The sequence below is a fragment of the Microbacterium sp. ZW T2_14 genome (assembly GCF_044987405.1).
Lineage (GTDB): Bacteria > Actinomycetota > Actinomycetes > Actinomycetales > Microbacteriaceae > Microbacterium.
In genome coordinates this window covers 1-13335 of record NZ_JBJDRK010000007.1, presented here as the reverse complement: position 1 = coordinate 13335, position 13335 = coordinate 1, and the positions used below count along the sequence as shown (strand labels likewise).

General features: G+C 70.6%; 9 protein-coding genes. 2 read left to right on the top strand and 7 right to left on the bottom strand.

The genetic code is table 11. The features are described from left to right. Positions 1 to 280: 280 nt before the first annotated feature. From ACI3KY_RS03820 to ACI3KY_RS03810, 3 genes are all read right to left on the bottom strand, one after another. Entirely contained in the window at positions 281 to 1396 is a 1116-nt protein-coding gene (locus tag ACI3KY_RS03820; protein WP_404928881.1) for a peptidoglycan-binding protein, read from the bottom strand. 209 nt (positions 1397 to 1605) lie between these two features. Beyond that, positions 1606 to 2817 (bottom strand): HupE/UreJ family protein, encoded by a 1212-nt coding sequence (locus ACI3KY_RS03815; RefSeq protein WP_404928880.1) that lies wholly within the window; start codon positions 2815 to 2817, stop codon positions 1606 to 1608. Positions 2818 to 2963: 146 nt separating this feature from the next. Then, entirely contained in the window at positions 2964 to 6968 is a 4005-nt protein-coding gene (locus tag ACI3KY_RS03810) for a metallophosphoesterase (protein ID WP_404928879.1), read from the bottom strand. A 272-nt stretch (positions 6969 to 7240) separates the two neighbouring features. Here ACI3KY_RS03810 and ACI3KY_RS03805 point away from each other — a divergent pair, with 272 nt between their 5' ends. Both ACI3KY_RS03805 and ACI3KY_RS03800 read left to right on the top strand, forming a co-directional pair. Beyond that, positions 7241 to 8026, top strand: coding sequence for an alpha/beta fold hydrolase (locus ACI3KY_RS03805; RefSeq protein ID WP_404928878.1), 786 nt, complete (start codon positions 7241 to 7243; stop codon positions 8024 to 8026). 43 nt (positions 8027 to 8069) lie between these two features. After that, positions 8070 to 8570 carry a hypothetical protein gene (locus ACI3KY_RS03800; RefSeq protein WP_404928877.1) on the top strand — a complete coding sequence of 167 codons (501 nt, stop codon included), beginning with the start codon at positions 8070 to 8072 and terminating at the stop codon, positions 8568 to 8570. A gap of 200 nt (positions 8571 to 8770) precedes the next feature. Here the strand turns inward: ACI3KY_RS03800 and ACI3KY_RS03795 are convergent, their stop codons facing one another. The 4 genes from ACI3KY_RS03795 to ubiE form a co-directional block, all read right to left on the bottom strand. After that, entirely contained in the window at positions 8771 to 9823 is a 1053-nt protein-coding gene (locus tag ACI3KY_RS03795) for an alpha/beta hydrolase (protein WP_404928876.1), read from the bottom strand. Positions 9824 to 9896: 73 nt separating this feature from the next. After that, the gene (locus tag ACI3KY_RS03790; protein ID WP_404928875.1) at positions 9897 to 11270 is read right to left on the bottom strand and encodes an FAD-dependent oxidoreductase; all 1374 of its coding nucleotides are present in this window, start codon (positions 11268 to 11270) and stop codon (positions 9897 to 9899) included. 77 nt (positions 11271 to 11347) lie between these two features. After that, positions 11348 to 12403 carry a polyprenyl synthetase family protein gene (locus tag ACI3KY_RS03785; RefSeq protein WP_404928874.1) on the bottom strand — a complete coding sequence of 352 codons (1056 nt, stop codon included), beginning with the start codon at positions 12401 to 12403 and terminating at the stop codon, positions 11348 to 11350. A gap of 55 nt (positions 12404 to 12458) precedes the next feature. Next, a complete protein-coding gene (ubiE, locus tag ACI3KY_RS03780) occupies positions 12459 to 13253 on the bottom strand; it encodes a bifunctional demethylmenaquinone methyltransferase/2-methoxy-6-polyprenyl-1,4-benzoquinol methylase UbiE (protein WP_404928873.1) in 795 nt (264 codons plus the stop codon). Positions 13254 to 13335 lie beyond the last annotated feature (82 nt).

The window sequence follows — 13335 nt, the reverse complement described above, 5'->3', positions numbered from 1 at the left end:
GCTCCTCTGTGTTTTGAAGCGGGGTCCGCGTCGCAGAGGTCGTTCGTCACGCCTGTGCCACGCAGTCCCAGCGGTGTTGTCGATGCGCGGCGCCGACGCCGAATGCACCAATGCTCCGGCCTTGCTGGCGCGATGTCGATGAATCGCACGTGTGCATTGGGTGAACGACTACCGGCGGCGTGAGCCGCGGAGTCCTTCAGTCCCGCGGCAAGTGCCGGCGGCGCATCGAAAGAACCGAAGTCACGCTGTCGTGATCGGGTGAGGCGTATCGGTGATCGGGTTATCCGTCGGAGGTCGAAGGGCTGGGCGTCGGAGTCGCCTGCTGGAGACCGGAGATCGCGTTCTCGAACGCGGCGATGGTTGCGGCATCCACGGTTCCGGTCGGCTCGACGCCCAGCTCGACCTGGAGCGCGGCGACGGCTTCGGTGAGCTCGGGCGTCCAGACGCCGTCGACAGGGCCGTCCCAGAATCCGGTCAGCTTCAAGGTCTGCTGGACGGCAGCCGTCGATGTCACGGCATCCTGTGCGGCCGCCCCGCCGAGTGCGATGAGCTCCGCTTGGAGCGCTTCCGCGGTCGCCTTGTCGACAGTGCCCGTGACCGGCAGCCCATGCGCTTGCTGCAGACTCTCCACCGCCTGCACGGTCAAGGGTCCGTAGATGCCGTCGGCGGCACCCGTGTAGTACCCCGCGGTGGCCAGCTCCTGCTGGAGAGCGGTGGTGTAGGCGCGGACCGCTGCCTCAGCCTGCTGGCGCTGCTCGTCGGCGAGGCATCCGGCGTCGGCGAACAGCCGCAGCCAGGCCATCTCGAGTGCGACCGCGGCGCTGTTGAACAGCTCTGACGCGTCGGAAAGGGGTGTGTCGTCCGTGACGTCGGAGGACGCATCGGCGAAATCCGACTCTGCCTGCTCAACGCGATCGACGGTCGCCGCGGGTGCCAGCGCCGAGGTGGACGGCATGGTGGTGTCGACCGGGGCGGGCGTGCCGGTGGGTCCGGCCTCGGCTGCGGCGAGTTCTGCCCGCGCCTCGGCGAGCTGCTGCTGCGCGGAGGCGAGGTCTGCCTGCGCATCCACGGCCGCCTGCGCGCCATCGAGGCTGTCTTCGCGAGGTTCGGCCAGATCGGCGCCCGCTGTTCTGACGTCCCCGACCGTCGGCGCGGTGTCCTCGAGCACATCTCCATAGCGGTCGAGCGCCTCGATGTAGCCCTCCGCGGCGTCGCAGAATTCGTCGGATGCCGCGCTGAACGCATCCTGCGCATTCGCGACCGCGTCCTCTTTGGCGGAGACCTTGGCCTCGGCGCGCTCGACATCGCTGACCTCGCCGGAGCATCCGGCGAGTGCGGCCACTGTCACTCCGACGACCACCAGTGCGATCGCGGCGCGCATTCCCATGGTTCCCATCGGTCTCCCCCATTCGCACCACGACCTGCCGACATCATGGCACTCGGCAGGCGCCGCGAATCCACTCGGGCCGCGGCGCGCCGAAGACGACCTGCTTCCGACGCACGCGGGTTCGCGAGAGGGTCTCCGTCGCGGTCGACGCATGCAGCGAACGCAACACCGCTGAGCGGCGATTCCGACGAGGGAGGCGCCTCGGCCGCTCCCCCGCGCTACCCGATCCCGAGCAGGCGCTGCACGAACCAGACCAGTCCCATGAGCGTCACGGCCGCGGCGATGACGACGCCGACGACCAGACCCGTCCTCGGGGCCGCCTTGCGGAGCGCGAGCAGGATCGGGAATGTCACGACGATGATCGCCACCTGCACGGCTTCGATCCCCAGGTTGAAGACGAGCAGCGCACCGAGCAGCGACCACGACGACGGCTCGTGGATGCCGAGGGCGCCGGCGAAGCCGACTCCGTGGAGCAGCCCGAACAGGAAGACCACGGCGAATCGTGCGAGCTGTGTGCGGTCGAACCCGCCGCCGGTCGTCGGCGCGAAGAGCTGGGCCGGCTCCCGGCGCTGACGCCACACGCGCCACAGGTACCAGCATCCGACCACCGCGATCGAGAGCGCGATGAGCGGCTCCACGAGCGCGGCAGGCAGGGACACGACTCCCAGCGCGGCGAGGATGAACGTCACCGAGTGCGCCGCTGTGAAGGCGGTCGCCGCGAGCACGATGTCGCGCAGACGGCGGGAGCCGACGATGAGGGCGAGGAGGAAGAGGATGTGGTCGATGCCGAAGAGCAGGTGCTCGGACCCGAGCACGAAGAACCGCCCGAGTCGTTCGAGCAGCGTCTGCTCCGTGCTGAACGCCGGATCCTGGCGGGTCAATGTCGCGCTGCCCGCGGTGTGATCCACCTCGTAGTCGACGATCGTGACCGTGCCGCGGACGAATCCCTCCTCGTCGGGGAAGAGCGTGCTGCGCAGCTCGTGCGCGGCGGCCGGCTCGCAGCCGTAGTCGAGGGTGAGCACGGCGTACGGCACGTCGTGCCGCTCGTCGACTCGGAGCGCGCCGGCTCGCTCGGGCAGGCACGGCACGTCGTCTGCCGTGAGCTCGAGCCGCTGGGTCACGTAGTCGACGATCGCGTCGGCATGCGCGGTGAGCGCCTCAGCCTCCTCGCCGGTGCCGAAGACGTCCATGCCGTCCTCGAAGAACTCCGGTGCGTCCTCGGCGGCGGACGCGGAAAGCACCAGGAGGTCGTACTCCAGCCCGATCTCGGCGCGGACGACCCCCGGCTCCGGTGCCGTCGCGTCCACGTACACGGTCGTGGTGAAGCCGTGGCCGTGCGCCGCGGCAGGGGCCAGGAGGACGGATGCCGCAGCCACGGCGATCCCGACGGCGATCCAGGTGGTCCGATGGCGGCGTATCAGCGCGGTCAACCGGGCTCCTTCCAAGTCAGGGTGTTGGTCGTTCGTGCACGTGAGCGGGGCAATCGCCGGAACAGCATCCGGAACACCCACGGATGACGCGGACGGAGGGCCCGTCCCCCGCCGTGCAGCGGGGAACGGGCCCTCCCACCCTTCGCCTAGTCGGACGAAGCAGGCGCCCGCTCACCCGTCGCCGACGGCTCCGGGGCGGGAGTCGTCGACGGGCTGGGCGTCGGCTCAGGCGACCGCGTCGGTGCCGGGGTCGGCGTGGGGGTCGGCGTCGCGTACGGCGCCAGCTCCGGGGTGACCTGCGTCTGAGCCGCGGCCTTGTCGCCGGTCACGAACACGCTCGGCAGGGACGGCGTCTCGCCGCCGCCGGCCGACCGCGCCACGACGAACCACGCGTAGGCCGTGTTCTTCTTCAGCCCCGACCACGTGACCGATGCCACCTCACCCGACGCCGCGGTCGTCTCGCCGATGACCGCGATCGGGTTGTACAGCGCGAGCGAGTCCGTGCGGAAGCTCGTCGTGCGCGAGGTGAGGTCGACCGGCAGCACCATGTTGTCGGCCTCCGGCAGGTAGCGCAGCGCCGGGTCGTACTCGTCGGCGCCGAACTCGCCGAGGAACGGCGAGTACGTGTCGACGAGCATCTCCGACCGGTCGACGTCGAACTGCAGCAGGCGCAGGAAGCTGGCGCCGAACCGCAGCTGGTCGGTGGGGGCGTACCCGCCGATCTCCGTCAGACCCAGCTGCTCGGCCGAGACGGTGAACGCCTGGTAGTCGGCCAGCAGCTCGACGACCCCGTGCCCGACCTGGCCGACCTCGGGCTTGACGTTCGTGCCCACCCCGTGGATATGTCCCGCGAGGATGAGGAACACGTTCGGGTTGGGCTCGACGATCTTCTTGTACAGCAGGGCCCCGTCGGGAGCCGCGTAGCCCGAATTGCGTCCGTCGGTCTGAGCGCTCGCGGCGAGGTAGTCGTGCGAGAGCAGGATGCCGTTGCGGTCGGGGTACCGGGCGAAGATCTCCGACGCCCACGCGCTCTCCTCGGTGGTGACGCCGTAGGAGAGGCCGACCGCCACGAAGTCGAGGCCGCCGGCCGAGAACAGGGTGTAGTTGTTCTGGTTGTCGCCCTCGCGCCAGGGTCCGCCGTACTCGGCGTCGACCCACACGTCATCCGCCGCCTCGTAGCGGTCGGGGCCGAAGTACTGGTTGTACATGGCCTCGGGACCGTTCTCGGTGCCGGAGCGGTTGTCGTGGTTGCCCGCGATCACCTGGTTGGTGACGCCGGCGTCGTCGAGGATCGCCTGCTGGCGCGATGACAGCTCGAACTCGCCGACCACCTGCTGCATCATCGCCTCGTCTGCGGGCGTGCGGATGTTGTTCTCGATGATGTCGCCGGTGTGTGCGACGTACTCGATCTTGCGGGTCTCGGCGTTGTCGGCGATCCAGCGGGTCGTGTCGCCGTACGCCTTCTCCCAGATCGCGCGCTCGGCCGCCGTCTCCTGCTCGACGGCCCCCTCCGACAGATACTGCGTGTCGGTGAAGTGGGCGATCGAGAAGTCGTACGACGCCGGGTCGGCGAAGCCCTCCTCGCCGGGGTCGATCTCATCGGCGAAGGGGTCCTCGCCGGTGATCATGACGTGCACCTGCTGACCGTCGATGTAGCGGGCGTCGACGAGCGAGGTGAGCACCGTGTTGCCCTCGAGGGCGCCTCGCGCACTCGCCAGCACGTCCCACGCCGCCGCCTGGAGGTTCCACGCGCGCAGCGCCACGACGCGGGTGGGGTCGATGACCCCCTCCCAACGCAGCACCGGATCGGCGACCTGGCCCTTGAGCTGCACGTCGAACCGCTGGTACGTGACGTCGCGGCCCACCGGTGCGTCCAGCGTGCGCCCATCACCGGGAGCCAGCGACTTCGTCGAGCCGATGTTCGACTCGCCGTCGATCGCGAGGGTGGTCGGGACGTCGGTCGACGTGCCCTGCCATCCCTGGTTCGGCGTGAGGATCTCAGCTTGCGAGAAGGTCGCCGTGACGTCGCCGCCGCCGGGCTCGCCGACGGTCGCGCCGAGGGTCACCGACCCCGAGACGCCGCCCGTGCCGGTCGTCGGCGTGAGTGCCGCCGGCACGTCGGGGATGCCCGCCGAAGAGAACACCACCTCGCGCTGCGCCGAGTTGCCGAGCGAGTCGGTCGCCGTCACCGCGACCGTGTGCTGACCGGCGGAGAGGCCCGGCCCCACGAGATCGCCGAGAGCGACCGGGGCGCCGTCGAGCGTGAGCTCGGGCGTTCCCATGAGGCCGGAGGCGTCCTCGAGCTGCACGTCGAGCGCCACCGACGAGGTGATCGTCGTGCCGGCCGCGGGGCTGCTGGAGGAGATCACCGGAGCGCTGTTGTCGGTCAGCAGCTGACGGGTCGCGGTCTCACCGGTGGTCGACGTGGCGGCGACCGTGTGGGCACCGTCCGTGAGCGCGGCGGTGTCGAGCTCGGCCCGCAGGCCCTGAGGCGAGGCATCCGTCACCAGGAAGTGGACGTCGATCTCGGTGAACGAGTTGACGTTCGAACCGCAGGTGCCGTCTCCCATCGCATACGTCGGCTTCAGGCGCTGACCCGTCGCCGTGCCCGAGCCGGGGGTGAGCGCGAGGTTCGAGATCGCGAAGTCGTCGCGGTTGCAGCCGGTCTCGGTCGTACCGGTCACGATGTCGATCGTGTTCCAGCCGGGGAGCAGCCACTCGTTCGGGATGACGATGTCGACCCGCTCGCTGACATAGACGCCGCCGAGCAGCTGCGGGATGCCGTTCACGTAGAGCATGTTGGCGAACACGTCATCGATCGAGTTCGTCCCGACATCGAAGCTGAACGTCGCCTCGCCGGAACCGAGGGTCGGCAGCGTGGAGACGGCGGGAGCGTCGATGGTCCACGTCGTGTCTGCCCGGGCGAGAGCGGTCGTCGAGGAGCCGCAGTTGCCGTCACCCATCGCGTACGACGCCGCGACATCCTGGCCCGTCGCAGTGCCCACGCCCACCTGCAGCGCGAGTTCGGTGATGGTGAAGTCGTCGAGGTTCGCGCCGCAGCTCGAGCTCACGTCGCCGGCGACGACGGCGACGGCGTTCTCACCGGGAACGAGGTAGCGGTTGGGAACGGGCACCTCGACGCGCTGGTTCACCCAGTCGCCGAGGATGTCGACCTTGTGCCCGTTGACCAGCAGGTGGTTCTGGTAGCGGTGCTCGATCGAGTTCGAGCCCACCGTGAACGCGAAGATCGACGAACCGGCGCCGAGCGACACCGCCGCGGGCGCCGGGGCGCCGTCGACCGTGAGGGCGCTGACGCCGCCGTCGCCGCTCGCCGGCAATGACGCCGAAACCGTCTGGACGCCACGGGTCAGGGTGCCGTCCTCCGGTGAGACCTGCGGCGCGCCGACCGGCGCGTTGTTGACCGAGACGGCGTGCGCGACGGTGCCGCCCGCGGCGGTCGTCGCGACGATCTCGTGCGGTCCGTTCGCCAGCGCGGTCGTGTCGACCTCCGCCGTCAGCCCGGTCGAGGCGAGCGGGTCGCCGAGCACGAAGAACGAGAGCTCCGCGTGGGTGATGTCGCCGGTCTGCGTGCCGCAGTCGCCGTCCCCGAAGTTGAGCGTGAACGGGTTGTCCTCACCGTCGGCGACCTCGCCGAGCAGCTCGAGGGCGACGTCGGTGACGACGAAGTCGTCGTAGTTCACCCCGCAGGCCGCGTCCGCGGTGCCGGCGAAGATCTCGACCGTGTTCTCGCCCGTGACGAGCCAGTCGTTCGGCACCGGGATGTCGACCCGCTCGGACACCCACGTGCGGTCCTGGTCGATGCGGTGCCCGTTCACGACGAGGTGGTTCGCGTACGTCAGGGCGGCCGAGTTGCTGCCCACGTCGAACCGGAGGTGCGACAGGCCCGGCGTCGACGTGGCGGTCACGGCCTGATCGTCGATCGTGAGGGACGTCACAGGGTCGCCCGCGGCGGTGGCGTCGGCGGCGACCGTCACCGTCCCCTCGAGCCATGCGCCCTCCGCCGGCGTCAGGGCGGGTGCGGTCGGCGGCGCCTCGGGGGCGGGCTTCGCCGCGGGGAGCGGCGCGGCGGATGCCGCGGGCGCCGCCAGTGCGGTGACGAGCAGCGCGGCCGCGATACCCGCAGCCGTCACCCCCGTCTTCGTCCAGTGCGTGCGTTGCGCCCCGCTGGGGTCAGGGCGTCTCGAACTCGGCCGCATGCGCGCGCCGTCCTTTCGTCTGGGAATGGGAGGCGCAGCCTCCCGGTGGGGATCCGGGAGCACGCCCGCTCGACACGCTGGCCGTGCCGGGTGAACACCGGGCGAGCGGAAGGCGACGAAGAGGCGTCGGGCAGGGGGCTTGTCAACCGCACCGGGACGGCGCGACCACGCCGTAGCATGACCGGATGGCGTCGACGAGGAGTGGCATGCGGTCACCGCGCAGCGAGACGCAGATGCCCGACCGAGTGCGCCCCGCCGAGCGGCGCGTCGACGTCGGAGACCTCGTATTCCGTGTGCTGTCGTCCGTCGCGCCGGCGAGCCGCGAGCCCGCGATCGTGCTCGTGCACGGGATCGGCGTCTCCCACCGCTACCTCTCCCGCCTGCACAACGGTCTGGCAGCAGCGCGTCGCACGGTGATCTCGATCGATCTGCCGGGTTTCGGCGGACTGCCCAAGCCCCGCCGCGACCTGGGCGTGCCGGAGATGGCGCGCGCGCTCGGGCTCGTCCTGGAGGGACTAGGCGTCGGGCCCGTCGTGCTCCTGGGACATTCGATGGGAACCCAGTGGGTCGTCGAGACGGCTCTCCAACGCCCCGATCTCGTCACGACGGTGGTGGCGATGGGCCCGGTCGCCGACGACCGGCACCGGACCATGATCGGCCAGACGCGGGCGCTCGCCGTCGACACCCTGGGCGAGCCGCCGTCCGTGAACGTGATCGTGTTCACCGACTATCTGCGCTGCGGGATCCCCTGGTATCTGACGCAGCTGCGGCACATGCTCGCCTACCGGCTGGAGGAGCGCGTTCCCGACCTCGCGGTGCCCCTGCTGCTCATCCGGGGCGGTGCCGACCCGATCGCCGGGCTGGAATGGTGCCGGCGGCTTCGCCGGAGCGCTCCCTCGGCCCAGCTCGTGCTCATCCCGCGACACCACCACGTCGCGCAGCACTCGTCCCCGAAGGCCGTCGCCTCGGCGATCCTCACCCTCGCCTCGTGAGGGTGCGACGTCTCGGCATCGTCGCCGCCCCTACACTCGGGCCATGCGCTTTCTCCGGGCCGCGATGTCGGCCGTGGTCGCGACGCTGCCGGTTCTCGTGGTCCTGCTGATCCCGCCGCTCGTGCGCGGGGATGCCGGCACCGCGGCGTTCAGCGGCATCGGCGGCCCCCTGCTCAACGCGGCGTTCATCGCGGCGATCATCCTGATCCCGATGGTGAACGGGTGGCTCGACCCCGAGGTGCCGGCGTGGACGGCGACCACCGCGATGGCGGCGGCCGCGCGGGTGTGGCGGGCGCGGATCTGGCTCGCGCTGCTCGCCGTGCTCGCGCTGCTGGCGATCTTCGCCGCCGGGCAGACGGCGGCCTACCTCCTCGGACAGAACGCGCCCGCGGTGGTCGACGGCGAGCTGATCTACAGCCGCTTCCTCGCCCAGGAGCTCGTGGTGTACGTCGTCGGCTACGTGCTGTCGATCACGACCTACGTGCTGCTCGTACGCGTGCTCACGCGGGGAACGCCGCCGACCACGACACGGAGCAGACGATAAAAGGCCCCGGGTGCTGGGGACACCCGGGGCCTGTCGTCGCCTGCTCTCGCTACCAACCCCCCGGTCAGCGGCGCTGGGCGACGGTTCGGGAAGGATTCTTGGGGAGGGCCTTCCCTGAGATGCTGGGGACATCTCCCTTAAAGGGTAACCCCGGTTCCTAGGAGTGCGCTGTCCCCTCTTCGGGGGACATTTTCCGTCCGTCAGTCCGGTACGACGTAGCCGTTCACCCAACGGTCGAGAGCATCGTACGCCGCCGTGCGGGCTCGGTCGCGCGACAAGAAGACGTCGTGGATCGCACCGCGGATGCGCGAGAGCGTCACGAGTCCGCCGATGCGCGTCGCCGCACGCGCGATGTCGTCGACGACCAGCACCGAGTCCGTCGACGTCATCGACGGCCGCCACGACAGCGGCGCCGTCGAGGCCTTCGACAGCAGCACCAGCGCGGGACAGCCGACGTCGACGCCGGCCGCCACGCGGCGATGGCCCGCCATGACCGCCGAAAGCCAGCCGGGGGCGGTGGGAAATCCGCGGTCGGGCCGCCAGAGTGCGCGTTGCTCGCCGTCCGGAAGCGTGCCGATCTCGCTCTGCGCGCGACTGTAGAACCCGAAGTCGACAGCCGGCTGCGTCCCGCGCGGATCCAGACGGGCCCTCATGTCGACCAGCGGCGCGAGCGCCTGACGGCCGAGAGGGCCGAGCTGCAGTTCGAGCCACGGGCTGTTGAGCACGAGGGCGTCGGCACGGCCGCGATGACGGTCGGCCCAGAGCGTGAGAGTCAGGCCGCCCGTCGAATGCCCCATCAGCACGAGCCGGCGGCCGTTCCGCGCGCCCGGCCTGTCCGGTTTGGCGACGCCGTGCGCCCGGCGTCGTCTGCCCGCCGCCGGGTGGTGGCCCATGGCCTCCAGAGCCGCCTCGATGTCGACGTCGTAGTCCTCGAGCGAGTCGATGTAGCCCGGGGACTGCCCCTCCCGCAGGCTGCGTCCGTAGCGGCGCAGATCGAGCGCGTAGAACCGGGCGCCCCGCTGCGTCCAGAACCGCGCCAGGTCGCGCTGGAAGAAGTAATCCGACCAGCCGTGCACGTACAGCACGTCGACGTCGCGCAGCGGCGCGAACGGGATCGCGAGCGGGTGAGGGATGCTGCGCACCAGCGTGGCGACGAGATCGCCGTGCTCGCCGGCCACGCCGAGCGGCAGCGTCAGCTGCTCGAACGGCTCCCCGAGGATGTCGGGTGCCCACGCCGCAGTCGTCCCGGCCATGGCCTCAGCCTAGGGTGCGGTGCGCTTCGACAGGCTCAGCGACCGGCGCTCACGGCCCAGCCGCCGGACGGCCTCACTCGCCGCGGGAGATCGTCACCATCTCGTCGCGCGGCACGACCTTCACGCGGGCCCGCTCACGCGGCGCTCCCAGCGCCACCTCGTGCTCGTCGAGGCGGTGCCACCCTTCCAGGTCGGTCCATGCCACGCCGCGAGAGGCCAGCAGCTCGGGGATCGACTCCTCCGACGGGTCCGCCGGCTGCCACCACGTGCCCTGGTCGTTGATGAGGTGGCGGATCGTCTCCATGGCGTCGGACTTCGTGTGCCCGATCAGGCCCACGGGTCCGCGCTTGATCCACCCGGTCGCATACACGCCGTTGACCCGCTGGTTCGAGTCCTTGCTCAGCACCTGGCCCTCGCGGTTGGGGATGACGCCGTGCCGCTTGTCGAAGGGCACGCCCGGCAGCGGTGAGCCGAAGTAGCCGACGGCACGGTAGAGGGCCTGGATCGGCACCTCGCGCAGCTCCCCGGTGCCCACGACGCCGCCTTCTCCGTCGGGACGCGTGCGCTCGTAGACGAGCGCGGAGACCCGGCCCTCGGCATCCTGCTTCACTTCGACAGGCTTCGCGTAGAAGTGCAGGTGCAGGCGGCGCGATGCGGTGCCGCCGGCGTTGTTGACCGAGTCGCGCTTGCGCCACGACTGCAGCACGCGGTCGATCACCATGACCTGCTTGTTGCTCGCGATGGCGGCGCGTGCCGCGTCGTCGTAGTCGAAGTCCTCGTCGTAGACGACCATGTCGACGTCGCGCAGCTCGCCGAGCTCCCGCAGCTCCAGCGGAGTGAACTTCACGTTCGCGGGCCCGCGGCGTCCGAACACGTGCACGTCGGTCACCTGCGACGTCACGAGACCCTCGTAGACGTTGTCGGGGATCTCGGTGGGCAGCAGGTCTTCGGCGTGCTTGGCGAGCATCCGCGACACATCGAGGGCCACGTTCCCGTTGCCGAGGACCGCGACGGATGCCGCATCCAGCGGCCACTCGCGCGGCACGTCGGGGTGCCCGTCGAACCAGCTCACGAAGTCGGCGGCGCCGTACGAGCCGGCGGCGTCGATGCCCGGGATGTCGAGGTCGGTGTCGCGGATGGCACCGGTGGCGAAGATGACGGCGTGGTAGTGGTGCTTCAGGTCATCGAGGGTGATGTCCTCACCGAACCGGACGTTGCCGAAGATGCGGATGTCGCCGCGGTCGAGCACCTCGCGCAGTGCCGTGACGATGCCCTTGATGCGCGGATGGTCGGGCGCGACCCCGTAGCGCACCAGCCCGTACGGGGCGGGCAGCTGCTCGAACAGGTCGATCGACACGTCGAACTTCCGCTCGGCCTTGAGCAGGATGTCGGCGGCGTAGATGCCTGCCGGTCCTGCACCGACGATCGCCAGCCGGAGCTTGGTCATGGGGGTCCTTTCGGGGACTCGGCTCGTCGCAGTCCCCGGTCGTTGAGCGAGCGAAGCGAGACGAAACGCGGGAACGTCTAACTGGAGCGGTCGGCGACGGCCTGCGCGAATCGGGTGAGCGCCTCGCGCACCGCGCCGTCCGGGAGAGGTTCGAGGGCGTCGATCGCCTGGCTCGACCAGGCGTGGGCGAGGTCGAGGGTGGCCTCGGTCGCCTCGTGGTCGCGCAGCCGCGCGAGCGGCTCGTCGAGGATCGAGGGATCGGCGCCGTCGGCGATGCGTGCGACGCCGTCGTCGATCCGCTCGCGCAGCTCGATCGATGCGGCGTCCTTCCGCTCGCGCAGCACGAGATACGGCATGGTGGGCACGCCGGCGCGCAGGTCGGTGCCCGGCACCTTGCCGGTCTCATCGGGGTCGGCGGACAGATCGATCACGTCGTCGAGAAGCTGGAACGCGACGCCGGCCTTCTCGCCGAAGGTCACCATCGGCGCCTCGAACTCCGCCGGCCCGTTCGAGAAGATCACGCCCGACTGAGCCGCGGCGGCGATGAGGGAGCCGGTCTTGTCGGAGAGCACCTTGAGGTAGAACTCGACGCGGTCGTCGGACTCGGACGGGCCCACCGTCTCGTGCATCTGACCGAGGACGAGCCGCTCGAACGTGTCGGCCTGCAGCCGGATAGCACGCTCGCCGTGGCGGGCCATGATCTGGCTCGCACGTGAGAACAGCAGGTCGCCGGTCAGGATCGCGACGTTGTTGCCCCACACCGCGTGGGCGCTGGGCACACCGCGGCGCTTGTCGGCGGCATCCATCACGTCGTCGTGGTACAGGGATCCGAGATGGGTCATCTCCAGCGCCGTCGCTGCCTGGATGACCTCGTCGGTCGCGCCGTCGCCGAGCTGCGCCGTCAGCAGGGCGAGCATGGGCCGCACCCGCTTGCCGCCGGCGTCGTAGAGATAGCGGCTGGTGGCGTCGGCGAGGGCATCCGCCACCCGCAGTTCACGCTCGAGCGCGCTGTCGACCCGCTTCAGGCCTGCCTCGACGGTCTTGAGCAGGCTGCGCGATCGCGCCCCCGCGAAGATGCGGTCGGTCAGGCCCAGCTTGCCCGCGATATGGGAGCCCGGCGCTGTCGGTGTCACACGCCCAGCCTACCGGGGGCGCGTTTCGTCCTGGTCCAGCCGGCGCCGATCGGCACTAGGCCAGGGCTTTCCCCGCGCCGTCCGCCGCCTTCGTGGCTGCGTCCCGAGGCTTGGTCGCCCGATGCAGCGCGACGATGCCCAGGGAGAGGTTGCGGTGAGCCACGTCCGTCCAGCCGGCTTCGCGGATCCACGCCGCCAGCGTGCGCTGGTCGGGCCAGTCGCGGATCGACTCGTTGAGGTAGTCGTACGCCTCCGCGTTGGAGCTCACGCTCTTCGCGACCACCGGCAGGACGCGGTCGTTGTAGAAGCGATACAGCCCGTTGAAGACCTTCGACGGCGGCTGCGAGAACTCGCAGATCACGAGCCGCCCGCCGGGCTTCGTCACGCGCAGCAGCTCCCGCAGCGCCTGCTTGGGCTCGTTGACGTTGCGCAGCCCGAACGACATCGTGACCGTGTCGAACTCGTCGTCCCCGAACGGCAGCGCCGTCGCGTCCGCCTGCACGAACGAGAGATTCCGGATGCCGCCTCCCGGCGCGCTGCGGCCGTGCCGGCGCTCCCCCTCGGCGATCATGCCGGGCGAGAAGTCCGCCGCGACGACCTCGGCGCCGCGGCCGGCGAGCGCGACGCTCGACGCGCCGGTGCCGGCCGCCAGGTCGAGGATGCGCTGACCGCGCCGGGGATCGACCGCACGGGTGGTCGCAGCCCGCCAGAACCGGTCGTTGCCCATGCTCAGCACGGTGTTGGTGCGGTCGTAGCCGGCGGCGACCTGGTCGAACATGCCGCTCACGCGGGACGGATCCTTGTGCAGGTCGGCCCGGTTCGGCTCGTGATCGGAGGGGTGGGATGCCACGGGTTCGAGTCTAGGCCGCACCGTGGGGCCGGGCGGGGTCGGCGGCCGTGCCCGCGGCCGCAGCATCGGCAGCGGGCACGGC

Coding starts and splice junctions, on each gene's coding strand:
- ACI3KY_RS03800 (WP_404928877.1), top strand. CDS start 8,070: ATGCGCTTTCTCCGGGCCGCGATGTCGGCCGTGGTCGCGACGCTGCCG.
- ACI3KY_RS03795 (WP_404928876.1), bottom strand. CDS start 9,823: ATGGCCGGGACGACTGCGGCGTGGGCACCCGACATCCTCGGGGAGCCG.
- ACI3KY_RS03820 (WP_404928881.1), bottom strand. CDS start 1,396: ATGGGAACCATGGGAATGCGCGCCGCGATCGCACTGGTGGTCGTCGGA.
- ACI3KY_RS03790 (WP_404928875.1), bottom strand. CDS start 11,270: ATGACCAAGCTCCGGCTGGCGATCGTCGGTGCAGGACCGGCAGGCATC.
- ACI3KY_RS03805 (WP_404928878.1), top strand. CDS start 7,241: ATGCGGTCACCGCGCAGCGAGACGCAGATGCCCGACCGAGTGCGCCCC.